Here is a 24,814-nt window from a genome sequence, read left to right as displayed (position 1 = left end):
CGGGAAGTATCAGGGAATGTCCGGTAAGCGGTCAGGCAGCATTGGCCGGAAGCGTGACAACATTGCTAGCGTCGGGCCGCAGCAGCAGTTCCAGCCGTTCGCCAAGCAAGCCCCACGCTTCAGACTTTTCCGCGGCATAGTCGTATCGAGCATAGGTCCGGCGCACCTTGCTTTCTTCGCGGTGATTCAGCACGCGGTCAATCACGACTGGCAGCACGCCAAGCTGCTGCATCATCGTCGCGGCAGTGCGCCGCAGGTCATGAGGCGACCACGATTCTTCAGCGTCGGGCACCAGCACAAGCGCATTCGCGAACTTGACTGAACGGTTCGCGTGCGCTTCGCGCTCGAAGAACTTCAATTGCCGGTCGCCAATCTGTTTCGAAATCGACTTCAAATCGACGTGCGATTCAGTGCCATCACGCTTGCGGGCAGGCAGCAGCCATTCCTCGCTGTCGGAAAACTCCAGCAGGCAGCGCATGTGATGTGCGGCAAAGTCGGACAGGTGGACGCGGTGTGCGTCAGTGTTCTTCGAATTGGCGGACGGGATGACCCATTCGCGCGCCTTCATATCGACATGCGCCTTCCTTGCACGAATGACTTCGCCTACGCGAACGCCGGTCGCGAGAATCAGCAGAATCGCGTGTTGTGTCGTGTTCTTCAGGTTGGCGTTCTTCAGGGCGAAGGGCAGGGCGCGCAATTCTTTTTCGGACAGCACACGGTCGGATTCTTCTTCCGCGCCGCCGACCTTCTTTTTCGTGATTGATGCAAGCACGTTCATGGCGACAATTTCGCGGTCAACGCACCACGTCAAAAATTGCTTCAGGTCACCAAGGCAACGATTCGCAAGCCGATTTGCGCCGCGCGCAATGATGCCGTCAAGGACCGCCATCAGGTCAGCGCGCTTCACGTCTTCGATTGCCTTCGTGCCGACCGCCGGAAAGATGTCCTTCTCGAATGCGCGGCGGGTTTCCGCGCCGCCATCCTTGCGCTTCGACAGTGCGGCGCGCTCCCATTCGCCGAACCGCGTTTCGAAGGTCGCCCGGTCAAGTACGGCTTGCGCTTCTTCAATCCGCGTTTCGACGGCCACCTGATTTTCGAGTCTGGCCGCGCGTCGCGCTTCAATCGGGTCTACGCCGCTGTTCAGAAGCGCCCGCGCAGCGTCGCGCTCGGCCCTGACATTGGCAAGGGCGACGGCGGGCCATGTGCCGCAACCATGTTCGCGCTTCTTGCCGTCGCGCTTGTATTCGAACTTGAACATGACCGTCACGTTGCCCGCCTTCGATGCGCGGACCAGACCGACAAGCCCGCCCGCTTCGCGCAGCGTCGTGCCTGCGTCGGCGGTCGTCAGCGCCTTCAGTTGCCTGACCGTGTAGACCTTCATTGCTGTGCCCTTCTATTCCGTGTCCCCACCCGTGTCCCCACCGCGAAGAAGAATCGCGCGGAATCGACCGGGAACGTCTGAAAACCAGTAATTGAACTAAAGCACTGATTATACGCCTTTTTTGGTCGTTCTCGGAAAGACTCGGGAGGGTGCGAAAAAGACGATATACCTAAATGGGGCGCAGGTGGTCGGAGGTTCAAATCCTCTCGCCCCGACCAAAATCAAAAAAGGACTTACGGTGAAAACTGTAAGTCCTTTTTCTTTTGCATCCCGCGGTGTTTTATCGTGAATCGTTTTGAGCGAAGCTCGCGCTGCGACTGTACGCCGCGCAGCGACGGCAGCACGCGTGCCACCCTCACAGATCAGTACACGGTCGTTCCAGCAGTCTTCGAACGGTTCACGGCCTGCGCTATGCGGTACCGCAACGAACTCGCTTGCACCGTCGCGCTGACGCGAGATAGAGAATACGCTAGCAGTTAGCAATATGCTAACGATCAGACTTAGCGCGGAACATCGATCGACCAGCCAGGTGGAACAGTCAGGTGATAGGACGTATCGTTCGTTTGAATTGCCCACCGCTGCTGAACAGCCGCTTCGAATCTTTCGCCCGAGGCGAGCAGAACCAGGAAAATCAGAACTCCCGCTACCGGCTTGAGCAACGCGTTCTTGGCGGTGGAGATCGATAACGTCAAAGTCCACAGCAAGAAAATGCCCCATGGATATAGGTAGCGCGCTCCGTACCCGTACCAGACGATCGGCATCAGCGGCTCCGCTCTCGTGACCCCCAAGCCCCAGAGCAGCACGCTGAACCAAAGAAGGCATACGAACACCAAGCGCGCACGCGACAAAATGCACACACCTGTAACGAGCACGGCGAACAGGTAACCGGCCGTGTTAGTGGCCATCACCGACGGTAGAAAGTCCGTGAACATCGCCCGGAGCATCCACGGGAGCCACGGAAGATCGTGTATCCCTTTCGGTGATTGCGGATGGCGCAGCATGACAATAGTCTGCACCGCAATGGCAATGAAATACGCCGCGATGACCGGCCAGTTCAGCGACGCGGCCCTTGACCGGAGCCGACGCAGTGCAATACCTATAGAGACGGCTGGCGCGAGGAGAACGCCGAACGGCCCTGTCAGTGCCAGCAACCCCACTGCGATGACGCGCGGAAAAGCCCAGCGGCCGTCGCTTTCAAATACCGCTTCCCACAGGAGCACTAACAGCGCAGGCAGCAGAACCCATTGCAGGCTGGTGATCGTGAGAAGCACTTCGCCGTTCTGCGGCGCGAGAACCGGCGCAAGTCCCATGAACGCCGCGGTGACAGGAGTGACCGCACGCAGAGCAAACGCAACGTACGCGCATGCGCCTGAGGTCAGGATCGCGCAGCACCACACGAAAAAATAGGGAGTCGCGTGCAATGGCAAGAGAACGCGCTGCGTTTCCGCAATTAGCCGGGGGATCAGATGCAGGTAGCCGGCATAGGTTGTCAGGATCGCGCGCAAGCCCAACTGATGCGCTTGTTGAATGAAGATCGGAGCGTCTTCCGCCCACAAAAAACCTTGCTCAATCCGGATGGCTGCCCGAGACCAGATAACGATAAAAGCGAGCAGAAAGACGAGTGCGGCCCGCACGCGATGATTGTTTATATTCATGGCCGCGACAATATCAAAGTGCCTTTTGAAAGTATACCGGCCGCGCTTGCGCGCTCATGGCGACAGTTGGGCGAGGCGTGCGTATGCAAATGCTTCGGCCGTCTGCGGCTATCCGCATCTCTGAGCGCAATCTGGCAGACGCGTCACCGGCAAGGACATGTCAAAAGTGAATTTGGGAATTCGCCTATCCGGGAAGCCCTCAGAGTGCGGCGTTCGCGTTTGCACTCGCGCGCGAATCACTGCTCTTGGGCCCCCAACGCCACAAACCTCTCCAAATGATGATCCTCATCCCCAAGCTGATGATCGATCATCACGAGCCGCTTCGCGTAGTGCGCAAGCGGCAACTCCCACGTCATGCCGATCCCGCCATGCAATTGGATGCATTCCTCCGCGACCCGCGTGCCGATCCGGCCGATGCTGTACTTCGCCGCCGACACCGCGCGCTCGCGCACGTTGCGTCCGCCTTCGAGCGCCGCCGCTGCATTGATCACCGCCGAGCGCGCCTGCTCGATTTCGAGCAGCAAATCGGCCATGCGATGCTGCAACGCCTGGAAGCTGCCGATCGGCACGCCAAACTGCTTGCGCGTGCGCAGATAGTCGAGCGTGTAGTCTTTCGCGACGTCCATGGCGCCGACCGCTTCCGCACACAGCGCGAGTACGCCGCAGCTCACCGCATATTCGAGCGTCGCAAAGCCCTGGTCCACTGAGCCGAGCACGGAGTCGTCGTCGAGCGTGACATTGTCGAACCTCACTTCGGCCGCGCGTCCTCCGTCGATCTTCCGATAGCCGCGCACGCTCACACCGGCCGCGCCAGTCGGCACCAGAAACAGCGTGATGCCGGCTTCGGCATCGTCCGCGCCGCTCGTGCGCGCCGAGACGAGGACCACCTGAGCATGCTCGCCATGCTGAACGACGGCCTTTGCGCCATGCAAAGTCCACGTGCCGCTGCTGCCATTTACGCTGCGCCGCGCGCGCGTCGCTGCGACCCGAGCCAGTTCGTAATGACTGTCCGGTTCGCCATGCGCGAGCGCGACGATCCGCGAGCCGTCGATCAACGAACCGAGCGCCGCTTTTTGCGCGTCGCTGCCGCTGCGAGCGATCGCCCGGCCGACGATCAGCGTATCGAGAAACGGCTCGACGACGAGCCCCCGGCCGATCCTCTCGAACACCACGGAAATATCGAACCCGCCACCGCCAAAACCGCCGCTCGCTTCGTCGAACAATGCGCCGATCACGCCAAGCTCCGCGAAGCGCGCCCACAATTCGGTGCTGAAGCCTTGCGTCGAGCGCGCGATCTCGTCGCGCGTCGCGAAGCCGTACTGCTCGCTGATAAACCGGTTCAGCGTTTGCGCCAACATGCGGCGATCTTCGGTGTGCTGGAAATTCATGACGTGCGCCTCTTACAGTCCGAGGATCATTTTGGAAATGATGTTCTTCTGGATTTCGTTCGAGCCGCCGAAGATCGACAGCTTGCGATTATTGAAGTATTGCGACGCGGCACTCGCGGCTTCGTCGGGGCCGACCGGCACGCCGTCGAAGCCTTCGTGCAGCGCGTCCTCGACGAATGGCTGGGCATAAGCGCCCATCGCGCGCCGGGTCAGCGACGAGATCTCCTGACGGATTTCGGTGCCGCGAATCTTCAGCATCGAACTCTCGGCACCGGGCACGCCGCCGCCCGCCACGGCCGCGATCACGCGCAGGTTGGTCGTCTTCATGTTCTCGAGATCGATCTCGACGCGCGCCATCCGTGCCGCGAACGCGGGATCCTCGGCGAGCGGCCGGCCATTGCGCCGCTGTTGCGCGGCGATCTTGCGCAGACGGTTGAACGCGGCGACCGAAAATCCGACGCCCGCGATATTGGTGCGCTCGTAGGTCAGCAGATATTTCGCGTAGGTCCAGCCCTTGTTCTCTTCGCCGACGAGATTGTCGGCCGGCACGCGCACGTCGGTGAAAAACACTTCATTGACTTCGTGCTCGCCATCGAGCGTGATGATCGGCCGGACTTCGACGCCAGGCGTATTCATGTCGATCAGCAGAAAGCTGATGCCTTCCTGTTTGCGCACGTCGGTCGCGGTGCGCACGAGGCAGAAGATCATGTTCGCGTAATGCGCGAGCGTGGTCCACGTCTTCTGGCCGTTGACGATGTAGTGCTCACCCTGCGCGTCCGTGCCGCGTACCGCGGTCGTCCTGACCGACGCGAGATCGGAGCCGGCGCCCGGCTCCGAATAGCCCTGGCACCACCAGTCGGAACCATCGAGAATGCGCGGCAGCCAGTGACGCTTCTGCGCTTCGCTGCCGTACCTGATCAGCACCGGCCCGAGCATGTTGACGCCGAACGGTACGACGCGCGGCGCGCCGGCCAGCGCGCATTCGTTTTCGAAGATGAACTTCTGCACCGGGTTCCAGCCCGGGCCGCCGTGCTCTTCGGGCCAATGATTCGCGAGCCAGCCTTGCGCGTTCAGAATCGCGTGCCACTCGGCCATGTCGTTGCGGGTCAGACGCCGGCCGCCATGCACCTTGTCGGCGAGACGTCGCGGCAGCTTGTCGCGCAGAAACGCCAGCACGCTGGCGCGAAACGCTTCTTCTTCGGGGGTGAAGTTCAGATCCATCGCAGTCGTCCCGTCCGGTTCGTGGCGGCTCAGGCCGTCGTGTTCAGGCTCGCGAAATCCGCTCCGCGCTCGACGAGTTCGACGAGCAGCGGCGACGGCCGCCAGAACAGCGGGTCTTCCTTCGCGAACTCGCGGATGTCGGCGAGAATCGTCGCCAGGCCGACGCTGTCCGCGTATTTCATCGGACCGCCGCGGTAGCGCGGAAAGCCGTAGCCGTACAGCAGCGTCACGTCGACGTCGAGCGGGCGCAGTGCGATGCCTTCGTGCACGACGTTCGCGCCTTCGTTGATCATCGCGGCCATATAGCGGCGCATGATCTGCTCGTCGGTGAAGCTGCGCGGCGTGACGCCCGCGCGCTTGCGTTCGGCGTCGATGATCGCCTCGACTTCGGGATCGGGCATGCCGCCGCGCGATCCTTCGGGGTACAGATAGAAGCCCCGGCCGGTCTTCTGGCCGAACCAGCCGCGCTCGCACAGGCGGTCGGCTATCTGCACGTAACGCGCGTTCGGATCGCGCGTGGCCGCGCGGCGTTTGCGCGCCGCCCAGCCGATGTCGCCGCCCGCGAGATCGACCACCTGGAACGGGCCCATCGGCAAGCCGAACGCGCGCACGGCCGCGTCGATCTGATACGGCGACGCACCGTCTTCCATCAGCGCGTCCGCGGCGGCGCGATACACGGCGAGCAGCCGATTGCCGATGAAGCCGTCGCACACGCCCGCGCGCACCGGCGTCTTGCGCAGCTTCTTCGCGAGCTCGAATGCGGTCGCGACGACGTCGGCGCTGACCTGCTTCGGCACCACGACTTCGAGCAGCTTCATGATGTTGGCGGGCGAGAAGAAGTGCAGGCCGATCACATCGGCGGGGCGCGAGATGCTGGCCGCGATCGCTTCGATATCCAGATACGACGTGTTTGTCGCGAGCACCGCGCCGGGCTTGCAGACGCGATCGAGCTCGGCGAATACGGCCTTTTTGACGTCGAGATCTTCGAACACGGCTTCGATCACGAGGTCGACGTGAGCAAGTGCATCGTACGACGTGCTGCCGCTCCAGCGCGCCATCGTCGCGGCTTTCTTCTCGGCGGTGAGGCGGCCCTTGGCGATCAGCCCGTCGTAGACCTTGTCGATGTGCGCGCGGCCGCGCGCGAGCGACGCTTCGTCGCGTTCGATCATCGTGACGGGCAGCCCCGCGTCGAGCACCGCGACCGCGATGCCGGCGCCCATCGTGCCGCCGCCGATCACGCCGATCGCCTCGAGCGCGCGCGGTTTCCCGTCGCGCGTTTCAGGCGCTTTCAGCACTTCGCGCTCGGCAAAGAACGCGTGAACGAGACCTGCGCGTTGCGGGCTGTCGAGGCATTGCAGGAACAGCTTGCGTTCGAACTTCAGGCCTTCGTCGAAGGGTTGTTCGATCGCGGCTTCGACGGCGTCGACGATTTTCAGCGGCGAGAACAGGCCGCGCGCTTTCTTTGCGGTTTCGTCGCGTGCTTTCGCGACAGCGGCGAGGCTCGCGGCGCGGTCGTTCAAGGCGGCGGCGTCGCGCGTGCGGCGCACCGGGGCGTGCGCGGCGAGCAGCTCGTGCGCGTAGGCGAGCCCTTCGGCGAGGATGTCGCCGCTGTCGCCGAGACGGTCGATCAGACCGAGCGCGAGCGCTTCCTTCGCGCTCGCATGACGGCCGCTCAGGATCAGATCGAGCGCGGCCGGCGCGCCGATCAGGCGCGGCGTGCGTTGCGTGCCGCCCGCGCCAGGCAGCAGCCCGAGCTGCACTTCGGGCAGGCCGAGCTTCGCGCCGTCGACGGCGATCCGGTAATGCGCGGCGAGCGCCACTTCGAGCCCGCCGCCGAGCGCGGCGCCGTGCAGCGCGGCGATCACGGGTTTCGCGCAGGCTTCGATGCGGTTGCACACGTCCGGCAGCGAAGGCGGCACCGGCGGCTTGCCGAACTCGCGAATATCGGCACCGGCGATGAAGTTGCGCCCCGCGCCGACGATCAGCACGGCTTCGACGGCGCGATCGGCGTCAGCGGCTTCGATCGCGGCCAGCAGGCCGCGCCGCACGTCGGCGGAGAGCGCGTTGACCGGCGCGTGGTCGATCGTGACGAGCAGGACCTTGCCGCGCAATTCGCGCGTGACGACATCGGCTGAGGGGGAAAGGGTCATCGTGGATGTCTCCGTTTGAGTTGGCGAAGTGCGCCGGATCATCCGATTCTGGAGTGGTCAACGTTTATTGACAATCACATGGTTGATTGACAAACTGTCAAAATTATTTTGACAACGGCATCGCAATGGACGTCAATTCGCTGACCCTGCTCGTCGACATCCTCGATGCCGGCAATCTGAGCGAAGCGGCGCGCCGGCTCAAGATGAGCCGTGCCAACGTTAGCTATCACCTGAACCAGCTCGAGCGTTCGGTCGGCCTGCAATTGGTGCGGCGCACCACGCGCCGCGTCGAGCCGACCGAGATCGGTCTGCGGCTGTACGAGCACGGCCGTACGATCCGCAACGCGTTGCTCGCCGCGCGCGAGTCGGTGACGACGCTGGGCCAGAGTCTGCAAGGAAGGGTGCGGCTGAGCGTGCCGAGCGGCTATGGCCAGCTCGTGATGTCCGACTGGTTGATCGCGTTCAAGCGGCTTTATCCAGGCATCGTGCTCGATGTGATGTTCGAGAACCGCGTCGAGGATCTGATGCGCGACGAGATCGACATCGCCGTGCGGGTGATGTCGGAGCCGCCCCAAAACCTCGTCGCGCGAGACATGGGGCCGGTCCGGTACGTGGCCTGCGCCTCCCCCGAATTCGCGCGGACGCACGGCATGCCCGCGACGCTCGACGACCTGCGCACCGCGCCGCTGATCACCGCGGCCGTGATCGGCAAGCAGTTGCGGCTCGCCGCATATCTGCGCGACGAGCGTCATGAAGTGCTGCTCGAACCGACGATTATTTCCGAGAACTTTCTATTTTTACGGCAGGCGGTGCTGGCCGGTCTGGGCGTCGGACTCGTGCCCGACTACGTGGTGCAGGAAGATTTGAAGCGCGGCGCCGTGCTGACCGCGCTCGATGCCTGGCGCCTCAGTATCTTCGGCACGCACATGTACATGCTGTACATGCCGAACCGGCATCACACGCGCGCGGCGGCGACGTTCATCGACTTCGTGCTGGAGCAGGCGCAGGGCTCGGGCAGGGGCGGCGCGAACTGAAGTGGCGAACTCAGGCGCCGAGTCTGCGCGCAATCGCCGTCGTGACCATCGGCACGCCGACGCGCAGCAGCTTGCGCACGCCTTCGTCGCTGCCGACCTTCTCCACCGCGTTGTCGATCATCGCCTGCATCACGCTCGCCGGATAAAACTCGCGAAACAGTCCGGTGGCGCCGGTTTGCTCGAACACGTGATGCAGGAACGACCCAACGGGCGGGCCGATGCGCTTGAAGAGCCCCATCCTGACGACCCGGTTGTTCCACAGATGCAGCGTGTACGCGTCGGAACAGAGCGCCGCGCACTCTTCGAAATAGCGCGGCAGGAACACCTTGTAGTAATCGTTGAAATGCACCGGATAGAACAGGCTTTCGGGAAGACCGGCCCTCACGCCGTAGACGGCGGTCAACAGACGAGGGCCGGTGTCGCCCCACTTGATGGCCGTACCCTTCATCGCTTCGACCCGTTCAATCAACTCGTGCAGGCGCGGCTGATCCGAATCGAGCCGCAGCAGCGCTGTGCAGATACTCGAAGGCGTCTCGCGGCCGATCAGATCGCCCTTGGCGTTCAGATCGAAATCGCGCAACAGCAGCATATCGGTGTCGACCCAGATCTCGTCGGTCTTCGTGAACATCACGAAGCGGAAATAGTCGGTGAAATGCGCGATGGACGGCACCCCGCGAATCGGGAAGTCGTTCAGCGAATCGCGCGGCAGTATCGTGGTCGCGTCCTTCGCGGTCACGCCGGGCGGCAATCCGGCGATCGGCTCGTAGCTATAAAGCGCGACCTCGCTGCCGTACTGCGTGAACGAATCCAGGCAGGCGATTTCATAGGGAGATAGTTCCGGACCGTGCCAGAACGATGCAAATCTTGCCTTGCGCATATGTCATCCAGGGGTAGCGATCATGCGGCGCAACATAAGCGCCGAAGCTGTGTAACGATCCTAGACGGGCACGGCACAAGTCAGACGTAAAGGGCTTGAATCACACAGGACTTGTCGCAAAATGTTGAGTTCAGCGCGACGGGTCGGCGATTATCGGCGGGACTATGTCGTATCTGGCGAATTCAATTGCGCAAGGCGAGGCGTCGAGCGGGACCCGCAGGGTCGTGGGCTAAACTGCCGAACGCTCGCGATGCGCGCACAGAGGCGGCAAGCAAGAGGGCCATGCATCACGTCATGCAGCGATAGCGACGATATCCAGGAGACACGATGAACCTCGATGGCGAGACTTACGATTCGCTCACGGCCCATTTCACGTGGCGCATTCCACCGCGCTATAACATCGGCGTCGACGCATGCGACAAGTGGGCCGATGGCTCGGGGCGTCTAGCGCTGATCTACGAAGATGCCGACGGCCGCGCGACCCGCTATACGTTTGATGAACTGAAAGCCCTGTCCGACCGCTTCGCCAATGCGCTGCTCGCGGCGGGCGCGCGGCGCGGCGAGCGCATCGGCATCTTCCTGTCGCAATCGATCGAAACGGCCATCGCGCATCTCGCGGCCTACAAGGCAGGCCTGGTCGCGGTGCCGTTGTTCGCGCTGTTCGGCGTGGACGCGCTCGAGCATCGGCTCGGCGACAGCGGTGCGCTCGCGCTGATCACCGATCAGGCCGGCGTGCAAAAAATCGACGAAATCCGCGGCCCGCTGCCCGGCTTGCGACACGTGTTCAGCGTCGATATCGAGCAGGATGACGAAGCATCGGGCGCACCCGTGCGGTCGTTCTGGCAGGCGTTGCATGGCGCTCCCGCTGAGTTCACGCCGGTCGATACCGCCGCGGACGATCCGGCGATCATCATCTATACGTCGGGCACGACCGGAAAACCGAAGGGCGCGTTGCACGGGCATCGCGTGTTGCTCGGGCATCTGCCCGGCGTCGAGATGTCGCAGCAGGGCTTTCCCGCCCACGCGACGCTGATGTGGACGCCCGCGGACTGGGCGTGGATCGGCGGTCTGTTCGACGTGCTGCTGCCGTCGTGGCATCACGGCGTCGCGGTGCTCGCGCGCCGTTTTGCGAAATTCGACGGCCACGCCGCGTTCGATCTGCTCGCGCGTCACGCGGTCTCCCATGCGTTTTTACCGCCGACCGCGCTGAAGATGATGCGTGGCGTCGAGCGGCCCGCTCATCTGCGGCTTGCATTGCGATCGGTCGCGAGCGGCGGCGAATCGCTGGGCGAGGAACTGATCGGCTGGGGGCGCGACGCGCTCGGCGTCACGATCAACGAGTTCTACGGACAGACCGAGTGCAACGTCGTCGTGTCGTCGTGCGCGGCGCTGTTCGAGCCGCGCTTCGGCGCGATCGGGCGCGCGGTGCCGGGGCACCATGTCGCGATCGTCGATGCCGTCGGCAACGAACTGCCGCCCGGCGCGATCGGCGATATCGCCGTGGCCTCGCCCGATCCGGTGATGTTTGTCGGCTACTGGCGCAACGAGGCGGCGACGCGCGAGAAATTCCGCGGCAAGTTTCTGCTGACCGGCGATCTCGGCACGCGCGACGTGGACGGCTTCATTCGCTTCGTCGGGCGCGGCGACGACGTGATCACGAGCGCCGGCTACCGGATCGGGCCGGCGTCGATCGAAGATTCGCTGCTGCGTCATCCCGCCGTCGCGATGGCGGCCGTGGTCGGCGTGCCCGATCGCGAGCGCACAGAAATCGTGATGGCGTTCGTCGTGCTGAAAGCGGGCTTCGTCGGTGACGATGCGGTGGTGCGCGAGATCCAGCAGCACGTAAAGACGCGTCTGGCTGCGCACGAATATCCGCGCGAGATTCGCTTCGTCGAAAGCCTGCCGATGACGGCCACCGGCAAGGTGATCCGCAAGGCACTGCGCGAGGCGGTGACGCACGACCCGGACGCGACCCCGCCGGTGAAAAACTGAGTCTGCTACGATGACCCACCCACGACGAGAATCACAGCGGAGACTTGGAATGCGCCCCGACAGTGCAATTCGTTTCGACCAGGAGTTCGCGCCGCGCATTGCCGAGGCGATCGCCTCGTGTGTCGCGAAGACCGTGCACACCGACGTGCTGCCGCATGGCGAACAGGGGCAGCCCACCCGCCTGCGGATTCACGCGACGCCGCTCGACGAACTCGGCCATTACCCGCATCCGTTGAATCTGTATCTGACCTGGGACAGCGATGAAATAGAAAGACTGATGGGGGAGCAGGGCGCGACGCGTTTCGCCCGATATCTGGCCGCGCTGCCGCGCAAGCTCAACGCGTGGACCCAGGCGCGCGAACTCGATTTCTCGACGCATACGCAGGGTGAGCCGGTTACGTTGATCGGCGGGCTCGATTTCGAAGCGTAGACGCTCGCGTGGGTTTGCGGGGCTGCGGTTTCCCGCTCGATAGCCGGATAAAAGCGGCCGCTGTGCTCGAAGAGCCAGCGGCCGTTGCTTTTACAGCCGTGGGTGACAGCGACGCTCAGCGGCCCAGCGCCGGGTCGCTGATGCTGTCATTGCCCGTCTCGACATGACCGGCGATGCGGCGCGCGAACGTCGGGTCGGTATCGACGGTGATCGCGAGATCGTACCAGCCGTATGCTTTGCGCAGATCGAGGTACAGATTGTCGGTGTCGCCGCCGCGCACCCAATGCTTGATCACATGGTTGTTGTCGTACGCGTTGACGATCGTGAACCGGCAACGCGCGCTGCCCACGTTCTCGAGCCGCAGTTGCAGATTGCCGTTTGCGACATCGTAGCCTTCGGCGACGGCCGGCCGTGCGGTATCCGAGCCATTCCACCAGTTGCGCGCGACCACCTTGCCCGCGAAGCGGCGCAGGAAACCGTTCGGTCCGTGCACGCTGAAGTCGTAGCTGCCATCCGCGTTGACGAGCAGCGTGTCCTGCAGAGACTTGCCCGCTTCGACGGTATAACTGCGCGGCGCGTCGGCGCTATTGGCCGCGTACACGAGGAACACCGCGCCCACTCGGCCCGTATTGACGAAGCGCATCGTCAGCTTGCCGTTCGAGCCTTCGTCGACGCGCACGAACAGTTCGTACGGCAGCGCGCGAGCCGGGCGCACACCCGCTTCCTGCTTGGGCACCGTCTGCACCGTCGGCGCTTGCGGCACGTAGTCCTGGTGACGGTTCTGGTCGGGCGGCACGTAGCCGCTCGTGCTCGGCAGCGACGGCACCGACGCGTTCGGATTCGCGAAGTTGAACGCGGAGGTCAGATCGCCGCACACCGCGCGGCGCCACGGCGTGATGTTCGATTCGCCGAGATCGTGCTCGCGGCCGAAGCGCTTTTCGATGAAGCGGATCACCGACGTGTGGTCGAACACTTCCGAGCACACGTAGCCGCCTTTGGACCACGGCGACACCACCAGCATCGGCACGCGCGGTCCGAGCCCGTACGGCCCGGCGACGTTCTTCGGATCGCCAGCATAGATGTCTTTCGTGATGTCGACGGTCGACAGACCGTTCGCGCTCGACGCCGCCGCGAACGGTGCAGCGATGTGATCGAAGAAGCCGTCGTTCTCGTCGTAGTTGATCAGCAGCACGGTCTTGCTCCACACGTCCGGGTTCGACGTGAGGATCTGCAGCACCTGGTCGATGTACCACGCGCCGTAGTTGGTCGGCCAGTTCGGATGTTCGCTGTACGCTTCGGGCGCGACGATCCACGACACCTGCGGCAGCGTGCCGTTTTGCACGTCGCGCTTCAGGATGTCGAAGTAGCCGTCGCCGTTCGCTGCGTTGGTGCCGGTGCGCGCGTTGTCGTACAGCGGGTTGCCCGGCTGCGCGTTGCGGTACTGGTTGAAATAGAGCAGCGAGTTGTCGCCGTAGTTGCCGATGTACGCGTTCTGCGTCCAGCCCCACGAGCCGTTCGCGTCGAGCCCGGTGCCGATGTCCTGATAGATCTTCCACGAGATGCCCGCGTTCTGCAGCACTTCGGGGAAGGTCGACCAGCCGTAGCCGAGCTCCGAGTTGTCGATCACCGGACCGCCGCCGCTGCCGTCGTTGCCGACCCAGCCGCTCCACATGTAGTAGCGGTTCGGATCGGTCGGTCCCATCAGTGAGCAGTGGTACGCGTCGCAGATCGTGAATGCGTCGGCGAGCTGATAGTGGAACGGGATGTCGTCGCGCGTCAGGTAGGCCATCGTGGTCGCGCCTTTCGACGGTACCCACTGATCGTTGCGGCCGCCGTTCCATGCGGCGTGCGTGGTGCCCCAGTCGTGCGCGAGATCCTGCAGGAATTGCAGGCCGAGGTTCGGCGCGCTCGGCCGGAACGGCAGCACGTAGCTGGCGCCGGTGGTATCGGTGGTGAGCGGCTGATACCACACCGGTTGACCGTTAGCGAGGCTGATCGCGCGGGTGTCGCCGAAGCCGCGCACGCCCTTCAGCGTGCCGAAGTAGTGGTCGAACGAACGGTTCTCCTGCATCAGCACGACGATGTGCTCGACGTCGCGGATGGTGCCGGTGCGGTTGTTCGCTGGAATCGCGAGCGCATTGCGGATGCCCGGCGGCAGCATGCTCAACGCGGTGAAGGAACCGGCGGCTTGCGCGGCCGAGCGCAGAAAATCACGGCGATTTGTTGATGTCATGGTTGTGGCTTTGATCTTCGGTGGAGGAAAAAGGCACGGGGAAGACGACTTGCGGTACTGAACGGCAATGCTGCGTCGGACACGCGCAGGCAAGCTAACCGCCGCGCGCGGCGCGATGCTCAATCGACGGTATGGATGATCGGGCGGGCAAGCGGCGGCGCGGCGGCGGACAGCGCCGTGCCGGCTTCGGATGCGGGTGCCGCTGGTGTCTGGATCGTCAGCGTCGGCGGCGCGGAGTCGGCCGGCGGCGGGGCGATCGATGGGTCGCCGGAGTTAGCGGCGGAATGCTCCGTTGAACTGATCGTGTTCGTGCTCGCGGGCGGGTCGTCGTTGCTGCATGCTCCTGCCAGCGCGCACAGCGCGATGACCGTCACGGCGCCGGTCAAACGTTTGCGACGCGGCGCGCGAATCGGCTTCGACACGAAAGGCATGGCACTGTCTCCGGGCGGGGAAGGGATGCCTCGCCATCGAGTGCCGAGGTCAGCGATGCAGCAGCATAATCGCCGATCCGTGTAATTTTTATGAAGTATCGGTAACAGGTGGGGCGCCGCTTATCGCTGCGCGCGAACGAACGCCGCGATCGCGTCATTGAGCGCGGCGGGCACATCGCGATGCGGCGAGTGTCCGCATGCGTCGAGCTTGACGAGTTGCGCGTGCGGCACGCGCGCGGCGATCGTGTCGATCTGCGCCATCGTGCCGTAGTTGTCGTCGTGGCCCTGGATCGCGAGCAGCGGTCGCCGGATCGGCGCGAGCGCCTCGACGATCGACCACTGCCTGAACTCGGGATCGAGCCAGATATCGTTCCAGCCGTAGAACGCGGAATCGACGTCCGCGTGATAGCGGGCGAGCTTCGCGCGCAGCTCGGTGGTTTCGTAAAGCTGCTTCGTCTGGGCGATGCTTTGCACCGAGATGTCTTCGACGAATACGTGCGGTGCGATCACGACCGCGCCCGCGAGCGCATCGGGATACAGCGCCGCGTACAGCAGTGCGATCGAGCCGCCGTCGCTATGGCCGATTACCCACATGCGCTGGCGTTGCCGCAGGTCGATATCGAGCGCGTCGAGCAAGGCGGGGAGAACGTCGCGCGCCTGTGCGGTCATGAAATCGACCGGCCATTTGTCTTGAGGCGCTCGCGGTGTCGAGAGTCCGTAGCCGGGCCGCGAATAGACGAGCCCGCGCATGCCGAGCCGCTCGCACAACGTCGGCGGCCAGTCGCGCCACATCGCGATCGAGCCGAGACCTTCGTGCAGGAAGACCGCGATCGGCGGATCGTCGTGTTGAGCATTCGCCTGCTCGTTGACCCAGCGGTACTCGATGCGCAGCGGCCCATGCGACGCGGCTGCCGGCAGTTCGGCGAAGCCGCTGGCGGCATTCGCGGAGGGAGTAGCAGGGGCGGCACCTCGGTTGTGCATCAATGAATCACCTATGACAGTTCGCGCAGTTTGAAGCGTTGAATCTTGCCGGTGGCGGTCTTCGGCAGATCGTCGGTGAACACGATGTCGCGCGGATACTTATGCGGCGCGAGCCGTTCCTTGACGAAGGCCTTCAGCTCGTCCGCGAGCATCTCGGACGGCATGAAGTCGCGCTTGAGCACGACGAACGCGCGCGTTTTGACGAGTCCGCCATGATCGACGCCGACCACCGCCGCTTCGAGCACCGCCGGATGCGCGACGAGCACCATCTCGACCTCGACCGGCGACACGTACTGGCCGCTTACTTTCAGCATGTCGTCGCTGCGGCCCGCGTACACATAACAGCCGTTCGCGAGACGCCGGTACTTGTCGCCGCTCCTGATCCATTCGCCGAGAAACGTCGCGCGCGTTTTCTCGCGATTGCTCCAGTACATCAGCGCCGCGCTCGGCCCCTTGATGAACAGGTCGCCGACTTCGTCATCGGGCACCGGCCGCCCAGCTTCGTCGCGCAACTCGACTTCGTAGCCGGGCACGGGGCGCCCGGTCGTGCCGTATTCGACTTCGCCCGCGCGATTCGACAGGAAGATGTGCAGCATCTCCGTCGAACCGATGCCGTCGAGAATCTCGGCGCCGAAGTGCGCGGTGAAGCGTTCGCCGACGTCGCGCGGCAATGCCTCGCCGGCCGACGCGCATACGCGGATCGCGACGTCGGCGCGCGCGGGAAGATTGGGCGACACCAGCATGTTCGCGTACAAGGTCGGCACGCCGTAGAACACCGTCGGACGATGCTTGACGAGGCGCGTGAAGATCGCGTCGGCGGTCGGCCGTTCGGCCATCAGGATCGCGGTCGCGCCGACCGACAGCGGAAACGTCAGCGCGTTGCCGAGCCCATATGCGAAGAACAGCTTCGCCGCAGAAAACACCACGTCGCTCTCGACGATGCCGAGCACCGGCTTCGCATACAGCTCGGCGGTCCAGTACAGATTCGCGTGCGTGTGGACGGTGCCTTTCGGCTTGCCGGTCGAGCCTGACGAGTAGAGCCAGAAGGCGATGTCGTCCGCGTTGCTCGCGCAGCCTTTGAGCGCGGGCGGCGCGGTGTCGACCAACGTTTCGAAGCGCGGCGCCGTAAGCGGCTTTTCGGTGGAAGCGTCAGGCTGCGAGACGATCAGCTGGCAGCCGTCGTCGTCGATGCTGCTCAGCGCCTCCGTCACGTTGGGGAGCAACGGTTCCGACACGATCACGGCTCGCGCATGGCTGTGCGTCAGCATGTACGTATAGTCGGCGGCTGTCAGCAAGGTGTTCGCGACGACCGGCACGATGCCGGCGTACAGCGCGCCGAGAAACGCGACTGGCAACGATACGGTGTCGAGCATCACGAGCAGCACGCGCTCCTCGGGATGCACGCCGAGCGCCAGCAGTGCGCTGGCGCAGCGCCGCGCGCGCTGTTCGAGTTCGCCGTAGGTCGTCGCGCCGTGATCGTCGATATAAGCGACTTTGCTCGCGCGCGCTTCGTTCAGCTGGAACAGATGCCTCGCGAAGTTGAACAGCGGGGGCGGCGGCGCAACCGGCTCGCGCGCGCTCGTTTCCAGCAGGGTTTCCATATGTCTCCTCCATCCGTGGACGCGGTCCGGCTTTTGTGTGCTCGTGATCCGCTCGATGCCTGGCGCTCGCGGCTCACGCGCGCGTGAATTCGATCGCCCCTTGCGGCAGCAGATACAGCACCAGCGCCTCGCCGTTCGCGACGGTCGGACGATGCGCGGAGCCGGGGCCGTACACGCACCAGCCGGCCGGATGGCCGTCGAACGTCGCGCCTTCGGTGAGCGGCATGATCAGATCGATCTCGCCGTGCGGATGGACGTGGTGCGGACCGGCAATGTCCTGCATATCGACGACGTCGACGGAAAAGCCGTGCGTGTCGGGCAGCGCCTTGAAGATGCGGCCGTAGCGGATGCCGCCGGCCTCGCGATTGCACAGCCAGCCTTCGGCGACACCGCTGCGGCACGCGTTCGCGAGTTCGTGAAAGGTGGGGCTGTCGGCAGGCCAGGTGTCGTTCAGCCAGTCGGCGAGCGCGGCGTCGAGCGGCCGCCCGGCGAGTTGCCCAGTGACGCCTGCAATCAGGCGCTGGAATTCCTGTGCGGACATGCGAGCCTCCAGAAGCGCGCTCACGCAGGCCGGATGTCCCGCCGCCGATCGCCGGATGGCCGGCCCGCGGAACTTTGGTGCATGCGCAGTGCGGCGCCGTCTCCGTGACGCGGCCGGACTGCAAGCGCGGCGCGCGACTGTGTTTGTGATTGGATCAGCTTTTGGCGAAAATTAAACCGTTCACCTGGTGCGTGTCAAGCACTATAGTACATGTGTCGTAGTCAAGAGGTCGCAAAACATGAACCAAAAGTATCCTCCCCCACCGTTGGACGCAACCGACGACGACGCGGCCCGCGCCGAACCTCCCGAACGCGCGGGTGAACGCACGGCCGAGCGCGGCGGCGAGCGCGAAGAACGCGACCCGTTTCTGACCGCGATGGGCGAACGAGTACGCTTGCTGCGCGCGCGCCGCGGCATGACGCGCAAGACGTTGGCGGCCGAAACCGGTTTGTCGGAGCGGCATCTGGCGAATCTCGAATCGGGTGTCGGCAATGCGTCGGTGCTGGTGCTGCGGCAGCTCGCGGCCACGCTGAACTGTCCGCTCGCCGAGGTGATCGGCGACGAAACCACCGCGTCCGCCGAATGGCTGCTGATCCGCGAACTGTTGCAGGGGCGCGACCAGGCGGCGCTGCAGCGCGCGCGCATCGCGCTTGCGGAGATGTTCGCGCAGGCGCCGCGCGACCCGCATCGCAAGGACCGCATCGCGCTGATCGGTCTGCGCGGCGCGGGTAAGTCGACCCTCGGACGCATGCTCGCGCAGGAGCGCAAGGTGCCGTTCATCGAACTCACGCGCGTGATCGAACAGCTCGCGGGCTGTCCGCCGTCGGAGATTCATTCGCTGTACGGCGCGAGCGCGTATCGACGCTATGAGCAGCGCGCGCTCGAAGCGGTGATCCACGAGCATTCGCGCGCGGTGATCGCATCGCCGGGCGGGCTCGTGTCGGAATCGGGCACGTTCAACGTGCTGCTGTCGCACTGCTTCACCGTGTGGTTGCAGGCGACGCCCGAGGAACACATGCGCCGCGTCGTCGCGCAAGGCGATCTGCGGCCGATGTCCGGCAACCGCGAAGCGATGGACGACCTGAAACGCATCCTCGCGGGGCGCGCCGAGCTGTACGGGCGCGCCGACATGACGTTCGACACCAGCGAAAAGACGCTCGCCGATGCTTACCTGCAGTTGCGTGACCGTCTCGCCGCGCGGCTCGCGGCGGAAGCGCCAGACGAAACGCGGGTGAACTGACCGATCGGGGCGCCAGGGTTTCCACGTAAAAGTGCATTAAAGTGCTTTACGTGTGTATGATGATGCACTATTGTTCAAAAAAACAGATCGCATCGTCCAGTCAGGAGACGCCCCATGTCCACAGCCCCCACCGCCGTTGCCGAGGCCGCGCCGGTCGACTACCGCACCGAGCCGTCGCAGTACAGGCATTGGAAGCTGAGCTTCAACGGCCCGGTCGCGACGCTCGGCATCGACATCGCCGAGGACGGCGGCATTCGCGACGGCTACAAGCTGAAGCTCAATTCGTATGACCTCGGCGTCGACATCGAGCTGCACGATGCGATCCAACGCATCCGCTTCGAGCATCCGGAAGTTCGCACGGTGGTGGTGACGAGCCTGAAGGACCGGGTGTTCTGCTCGGGCGCGAACATCTTCATGCTGGGGCTGTCGTCGCACGCGTGGAAGGTCAACTTCTGCAAGTTCACGAACGAAACGCGCAACGGGCTCGAAGATTCGTCGCGCCATTCGGGGCTGAAGTTTCTGGCCGCGGTGAACGGTGCGTGCGCGGGCGGCGGTTATGAGCTCGCGCTCGCCTGCGACGAAATCTATCTGATCGACGATCGTTCCTCTTCGGTGTCGCTGCCGGAAGTGCCGCTGCTCGGCGTGCTGCCCGGCACCGGCGGTCTCACGCGCGTGACCGATAAACGCAAGGTGCGCCACGATCGCGCGGATATCTTCTGCACGGTGGTCGAGGGTGTGCGCGGCGAGCGCGCGAAAGCATGGCGTCTCGTCGACGAAGTCGTGAAGCCGAACCAGTTCGAGCAGGCCATTCAGGCGCGCGCGCTCGAACTCGGCGCGCATAGCGATCGTCCGGCCGATGCAAAGGGCGTCGCGCTCACGCGCATCGAACGCACGGATCGCGCAGACGGCCTCGGCTATCAAACCGTGGATGTGACGATCGATCGCGCGAAACGGGTGGCGACCTTCACCGCGCGCGCGCCGCGCACCGAGCAACCGACCGACCTCGCCGCGATCGTCGCGGCTGGCGCCAACTGGTGGCCGCTGCAATTCGCCCGCGAGCTCGACGACGCGATCCTGTCGATGCGCACCAACGCGCTCGACATCGGCACCTGGGTGTTCAAGACCGAAGGCGACGCGCGCCACCTGCTCGCCGTCGATGCGACGCTGCTGCAGCACAAGGATCACTGGTTCGTGCGCGAAACGATCGGCATGCTGCGCCGTACGCTCGCGCGTCTCGACGTGTCGTCGCGTTCCATCTTCACGCTGATCGAGCCGGGTTCGTGCTTCGCCGGCACGTTCGCCGAACTCGCGTTCGCCGCCGATCGCACTTACATGGCCGCGCTGCCCGACAACGAGGACGAGGAGCCGGTGATCACGCTGTCGGAAGTCAACTTCGGTCTGTATCCGATGGTCACGCATCAGTCGCGGCTCGCGCGGCGCTTCTACGAGGAAGCCGAGCCGCTCGACGCGGTCCGCGCGCTGATCGGCCAGCCGGTCAAGGCGCTCGACGCCGAGCGCCTCGGTCTCGTCACCGCGTCGCCGGACGATATCGATTGGGCCGACGAAATCCGCATCGCGCTCGAAGAGCGCGCGGCGATGTCGCCCGATGCGTTGACGGGCCTCGAAGCGAATCTGCGCTTCAATGGGCCGGAGACGATGGAGACGCGCATTTTCGGCCGTCTCACCGCCTGGCAGAACTGGATCTTCAACCGGCCGAACGCAGTGGGCGACAAGGGTGCGCTCAAGGTGTACGGCAAGGGCAGCAAGGCGCAATTCGATGTGTCGCGCGTGTGAGATGCCGCGCGCTCACTCCGACTAAACGACGCCGCCTGCCGATACGCGCCTCTCGCCACTGCAGCTTCCGAACAGGGAATTGACCCAGGGAACCGACCATGTCCTCGATCAACTACAGCGAAAAGATTCCGAACAACGTCAACCTCGCCGACGACCGCGCACTGCAGCGTGCGCTCGAACAGTGGCAGCCGAATTTTCTGTCGTGGTGGGGCGATATGGGCCCGGAAGGCTCGCACGGCTACGACGTGTATCTGCGCACCGCGACCAGCGTCGACCCGGGCGGCTGGGCGCACTTCGACTACGTGAAGATGCCGGAGTACCGCTGGGGCATTTTCCTCACGCCGGGCGAGCAGGATCGCAAGATCCACTTCGGCGAGCACAAGGGTGAAGCCGCGTGGCAGGACGTGCCCGGCGAGCATCGCGCGAACCTGCGCCGCATCATCGTCACGCAGGGCGATACGGAGCCGGCTTCGGTCGAGCAGCAGCGTCATCTCGGCCTGACCGCGCCGTCGCTGTACGATCTGCGCAACCTGTTCCAGGTCAACGTCGAAGAAGGCCGACATCTGTGGGCGATGGTGTATCTGCTGCATCGCTACTTCGGCCGCGACGGTCGCGAGGAAGCCGAAGCCTTGCTTGGCCGGCGCTCGGGCGACGACGACAATCCGCGCATTCTCGGCGCGTTCAACGAGAAGACGCCGGACTGGCTCGCGTTCTACATGTTCACGTACTTCACCGACCGCGACGGCAAGTTCCAGTTGTCGGCGCTCGCGGAGTCGGGTTTCGATCCGCTCGCGCGCACCACGAAGTTCATGCTGACCGAGGAAGCGCATCACATGTTCGTCGGCGAATCGGGCGTGTCGCGCGTGATCCAGCGCACCGCTCAGGTGATGAACGAACTCGGCACCGACGACGTCGCGAAGATCCGCGCGGCAGGCGTGATCGATCTGCCGACCATCCAGCGCTATCTGAACTTCCATTACTCGGTCACGATCGACCTTTTCGGCGCCGATCATTCGTCGAACGCGGCGACGTTCTATAGCTCCGGTTTGAAGGGCCGCTATGAGGAAGGCAAGCGCGACGACGATCATCGGCTGAACGAGCATAGCTACAAGCTGCTCGACGTGCAGGACGGCAAGCTCGTCGAGCGCGAAGTGCCGATGCTCAACGCGATGAACGAAGTGCTGCGCGACGATTACATCAAAGACTCGGTCTCGGGCGTCGGGCGTTGGAACAAGGTGCTCGAGAAGGCCGGCATCGACTTTCGCATGACGGTGCCGCACAAGGCGTTCAATCGGCAGATCGGCACGTTCGCGGGCACGCGGGTGTCGCCCGATGGCCGCGTCGTCAGCGAAGCCGAATGGGCCGCCAACGAAGCGAAGTGGCTCGCCACGCCGGAAGACCGTGCGTTCGTCGCGTCGCTGATGGGCCGCGTCGCGGAGCCGGGCAAGTTCGCGAACTGGATCGCGCCGCCCGCGATGGGCGTGAACCGTCAGCCGGTCGATTTCGAATACGTGCGCTTCAACTGAAGCAGGCGAAGCACGAAAGGCGCGCCCCGCGCGCGCCGTATTGCGAGGTGGAGGAAGTCATGAACGGCCCAGTATCGATCGAAGTTCTGCGGCAGCATCTGATCGATCCGGAGATCTGCATTCGCTGCAATACCTGCGAAGAGACCTGTCCGATCGATGCGATCACGCACGACGGCAACAACTACGTCGTGAAGGCCGACGTCTGCAACGGCTGCATGGCCTGCGTGCCGCCGTGCCCGACCGGCGCGATCGACAACTGGCGCACGGTGCTGAAAGCCGACGCGTATTCGATCGACGAGCAGTTCACGTGGGACGTGCTGCCGGAGCAGAACACGATGGCGGTGCCGGCTGAAGAAACGGCGGCCGCATCCGCCGCGGGCGACAGTTCCGCCGAAGCGGACGGCCTCGAAGTCGACACCGTGCGCGGTGCGGTCGTGCCGCCGTGGTCGGCTGCGAAGCCGTATGTGAATCTGTACACGCACAAGGCGCCGACCACCGCGACGGTGGTCGGCAACTACCGGCTCACCGACAGCGCGACGTCGAGCGACATCCATCACATCGTGCTCGATTTCGGCTCGATGCCGTTTCCGGTGCTCGAAGGCCAATCGATCGGCATTCTGCCGCCGGGCGCTGCCGCCGACGGGCGCGTGCACCACGCGCGCCAGTACTCGATCGCAAGTCCGCGCGACGGCGAGCGGCCCGGCTATAACAACGTGTCGCTGACGGTCAAGCGCGTGTCGCAGCAGCACGGCGACGCGATCGACGGCGTCTGCTCGAACTATCTATGCGATCTGAAGAAGGGCGATGTGGTCAGCGTGATCGGCCCGTTCGGCAGCACCTTCCTGATGCCGAATCATCCGAACTCGCATCTGCTGATGATCTGCACGGGCACCGGTTCCGCCCCCATGCGCGCAATGACCGAGTACCGCCGGCGCAAGCGCCTGAAAGGCGCGACCGGCAAGCTGATGCTGTTCTTCGGCGCGCGCACCAAGGAGGAGCTGCCGTACTTCGGGCCGCTGACGAATCTGCCGAAGGATTTCATCGACACCACACTCGCGTTTTCGCGCACGCCGGGACAGACGAAGCGCTACGTGCAGGACGCGATGCGCGAACGTTCGGCCGACGTCGCGAACCTGCTGAAAGACGACAACACATATATCTACGTGTGCGGCCTCAAAGGTATGGAAGACGGCGTGCTGCAGGCGCTCAAGGACATCGGCGAGCAGCATCAGATCGATTGGGAAGCGTTGTGGGCGAAGCTGAAGCGGGAAGGGCGGCTGCATCTGGAGACGTACTGACGCACTGATCGCGCGCGAATCATTTTGAAAATCGCGGACGGTTTGCTACAGTCGGCCCACGCAGCCGGCCGCGCGCCGGCGTCCCCTCGCCAAATGCGGCAGTCCGCCACCTGCGCAGCCACTCAGACGGAGCCGTCCGATGAAGCCGATTCGTTCACTCGCGATGGCCGCGCTATTGCAGGCCGTGCTGGCGCATCCGGCGAGCGCCGACGACCTCGCGCAAATCAAGGCATCGGGCGTGTTCCGGATCGGCACCGAAGGCACGTACGCACCGTTCACCTATCACGACGACGCGGGCAAGCTGACCGGCTTCGACGTCGAACTCGCCGGCGCGATCGCGCAGCGTCTGGGCGTCAAGCCGCAATTCATCGAAGGCAAATGGGACGGGCTGATCGCCGGTCTCGACGTCAATCGCTATGACGCGGTGATCAACGAGGTCGCGGTCACCGACGAGCGCAAGCTCAAATACGATTACTCGGACCCGTACATCACATCGCACGCGGTGTTGATCGTCGCCTCGGACAATACGACGATCAGATCTTTCGATGACCTGAAGGGCCGCAAGTCGGCCAATACGCTGACCAGCAACGTCGGCAGGATCGCGGCCGCGCACGGCGCGCAGGTGATCCCGGCGCAGGGCTTCGACGAATCGATCGATCTGCTCGTCGCGGGACGCGTCGATGCGACCGTCAACGATTCATTGTCGTTTCTCGACTATAAGAAGCGCGTGCCCGACGCGAGGATCAAGGTCGTCGCGGTCGATACGTCGCCCGATAGCAGCGACAAGTCGGCGGTATTGATCCGCAAGGGCAATCCAAAGCTGCGCCTCGCGATCGACGACGCGCTCGCCCGCATCAGAAAAGACGGTACATATCAGCGGATTTCGCTGAAGTACTTCGGCCGGGACGTGTTTCAGTGAACCTCGGCCGGGGCTGACGCGGATAAATTCACGGTAAAAAGAAGGGGCGTCGTCGAGACGCCCCTTCTTCGTTGCCGTCAGCCCGTTGAACATGCGGCGCGCCGCACGTTCAACGCGGCAGA

General features: G+C 64.2%; 19 protein-coding genes. 8 read left to right on the top strand and 11 right to left on the bottom strand.

The window, feature by feature from the left end; genetic code table 11:
* Positions 1–31 precede the first annotated feature (31 nt).
* The 5 genes from GCT19_RS44785 to GCT19_RS04120 form a co-directional block, all read right to left on the bottom strand.
* Positions 32–1,381 (bottom strand): tyrosine-type recombinase/integrase, encoded by a 1,350-nt coding sequence (locus GCT19_RS44785; protein WP_152851083.1) that lies wholly within the window; start codon positions 1,379–1,381, stop codon positions 32–34.
* A 500-nt stretch (positions 1,382–1,881) separates the two neighbouring features.
* On the bottom strand, positions 1,882–3,036 hold the full coding sequence (locus GCT19_RS04135) for a hypothetical protein (protein WP_152851082.1): 1,155 nt from the start codon (positions 3,034–3,036) through the stop codon (positions 1,882–1,884).
* 236 nt (positions 3,037–3,272) lie between these two features.
* The gene (locus GCT19_RS04130) at positions 3,273–4,424 is read right to left on the bottom strand and encodes an acyl-CoA dehydrogenase family protein (protein WP_152851081.1); all 1,152 of its coding nucleotides are present in this window, start codon (positions 4,422–4,424) and stop codon (positions 3,273–3,275) included.
* A 12-nt stretch (positions 4,425–4,436) separates the two neighbouring features.
* A complete protein-coding gene (locus GCT19_RS04125) occupies positions 4,437–5,645 on the bottom strand; it encodes an acyl-CoA dehydrogenase family protein (protein WP_152851080.1) in 1,209 nt (402 codons plus the stop codon).
* Between the two features lie 29 nt (positions 5,646–5,674).
* Positions 5,675–7,795, bottom strand: a complete 2,121-nt coding sequence (locus GCT19_RS04120; protein ID WP_152851079.1) for a 3-hydroxyacyl-CoA dehydrogenase NAD-binding domain-containing protein — start codon at positions 7,793–7,795, stop codon at positions 5,675–5,677.
* Between the two features lie 125 nt (positions 7,796–7,920).
* Here GCT19_RS04120 and GCT19_RS04115 point away from each other — a divergent pair, with 125 nt between their 5' ends.
* Positions 7,921–8,829: a LysR family transcriptional regulator gene (locus tag GCT19_RS04115; RefSeq protein ID WP_152851078.1), complete on the top strand. Its 909-nt coding sequence runs from the start codon at positions 7,921–7,923 to the stop codon at positions 8,827–8,829.
* A gap of 10 nt (positions 8,830–8,839) precedes the next feature.
* Here the strand turns inward: GCT19_RS04115 and GCT19_RS04110 are convergent, their stop codons facing one another.
* Positions 8,840–9,706 carry a hypothetical protein gene (locus tag GCT19_RS04110; protein ID WP_152851077.1) on the bottom strand — a complete coding sequence of 289 codons (867 nt, stop codon included), beginning with the start codon at positions 9,704–9,706 and terminating at the stop codon, positions 8,840–8,842.
* A gap of 327 nt (positions 9,707–10,033) precedes the next feature.
* On the opposite strand from GCT19_RS04110, the gene GCT19_RS04105 reads away from it, so the two are divergent.
* Together GCT19_RS04105 and GCT19_RS04100 are read left to right on the top strand one after the other, a co-directional pair.
* Positions 10,034–11,698 (top strand): acyl-CoA synthetase, encoded by a 1,665-nt coding sequence (locus GCT19_RS04105; RefSeq protein ID WP_152851076.1) that lies wholly within the window; start codon positions 10,034–10,036, stop codon positions 11,696–11,698.
* A 49-nt stretch (positions 11,699–11,747) separates the two neighbouring features.
* Positions 11,748–12,128 carry a DUF5594 family protein gene (locus GCT19_RS04100; RefSeq protein WP_018435267.1) on the top strand — a complete coding sequence of 127 codons (381 nt, stop codon included), beginning with the start codon at positions 11,748–11,750 and terminating at the stop codon, positions 12,126–12,128.
* Between the two features lie 115 nt (positions 12,129–12,243).
* On the opposite strand, the gene GCT19_RS04095 is transcribed toward GCT19_RS04100, so the two are convergent.
* The 5 genes from GCT19_RS04095 to GCT19_RS04075 form a co-directional block, all read right to left on the bottom strand.
* The gene (locus GCT19_RS04095) at positions 12,244–14,361 is read right to left on the bottom strand and encodes a phosphocholine-specific phospholipase C (RefSeq protein WP_152851075.1); all 2,118 of its coding nucleotides are present in this window, start codon (positions 14,359–14,361) and stop codon (positions 12,244–12,246) included.
* 119 nt (positions 14,362–14,480) lie between these two features.
* Positions 14,481–14,792: a hypothetical protein gene (locus tag GCT19_RS04090; RefSeq protein ID WP_152851074.1), complete on the bottom strand. Its 312-nt coding sequence runs from the start codon at positions 14,790–14,792 to the stop codon at positions 14,481–14,483.
* Positions 14,793–14,912: 120 nt separating this feature from the next.
* Entirely contained in the window at positions 14,913–15,773 is an 861-nt protein-coding gene (locus tag GCT19_RS04085; RefSeq protein ID WP_152851073.1) for an alpha/beta fold hydrolase, read from the bottom strand.
* Positions 15,774–15,784: 11 nt separating this feature from the next.
* On the bottom strand, positions 15,785–17,374 hold the full coding sequence (locus tag GCT19_RS04080) for a benzoate-CoA ligase family protein (RefSeq protein WP_018435271.1): 1,590 nt from the start codon (positions 17,372–17,374) through the stop codon (positions 15,785–15,787).
* Positions 17,375–17,447: 73 nt separating this feature from the next.
* Positions 17,448–17,915, bottom strand: a complete 468-nt coding sequence (locus GCT19_RS04075) for a DUF4863 family protein (protein WP_152851072.1) — start codon at positions 17,913–17,915, stop codon at positions 17,448–17,450.
* Between the two features lie 238 nt (positions 17,916–18,153).
* Here GCT19_RS04075 and GCT19_RS04070 point away from each other — a divergent pair, with 238 nt between their 5' ends.
* The 5 genes from GCT19_RS04070 (at position 18,154) to GCT19_RS04050 (ending at position 24,692) form a co-directional block, all read left to right on the top strand.
* Positions 18,154–19,155 (top strand): helix-turn-helix transcriptional regulator, encoded by a 1,002-nt coding sequence (locus GCT19_RS04070; protein WP_152851071.1) that lies wholly within the window; start codon positions 18,154–18,156, stop codon positions 19,153–19,155.
* A 114-nt stretch (positions 19,156–19,269) separates the two neighbouring features.
* A complete protein-coding gene (boxC, locus tag GCT19_RS04065) occupies positions 19,270–20,949 on the top strand; it encodes a 2,3-epoxybenzoyl-CoA dihydrolase (RefSeq protein ID WP_152851070.1) in 1,680 nt (559 codons plus the stop codon).
* A gap of 98 nt (positions 20,950–21,047) precedes the next feature.
* Positions 21,048–22,475, top strand: a complete 1,428-nt coding sequence (gene boxB, locus GCT19_RS04060) for a benzoyl-CoA 2,3-epoxidase subunit BoxB (RefSeq protein WP_152851069.1) — start codon at positions 21,048–21,050, stop codon at positions 22,473–22,475.
* A 59-nt stretch (positions 22,476–22,534) separates the two neighbouring features.
* Complete coding sequence (gene boxA, locus GCT19_RS04055) at positions 22,535–23,773, top strand: benzoyl-CoA 2,3-epoxidase subunit BoxA (RefSeq protein ID WP_018435276.1); 1,239 nt, start codon at positions 22,535–22,537, stop codon at positions 23,771–23,773.
* Positions 23,774–23,912: 139 nt separating this feature from the next.
* Positions 23,913–24,692, top strand: a complete 780-nt coding sequence (locus GCT19_RS04050; RefSeq protein WP_018435277.1) for an amino acid ABC transporter substrate-binding protein — start codon at positions 23,913–23,915, stop codon at positions 24,690–24,692.
* The last annotated feature ends 122 nt before the right edge of the window (positions 24,693–24,814 follow it).

Origin of the sequence: Paraburkholderia atlantica (assembly GCF_009362785.1) — a bacterium.
Classification (GTDB): Bacteria; Pseudomonadota; Gammaproteobacteria; order Burkholderiales; family Burkholderiaceae; genus Paraburkholderia; species Paraburkholderia atlantica.
This window is presented reverse-complemented; position numbering and strand designations above follow the sequence as displayed.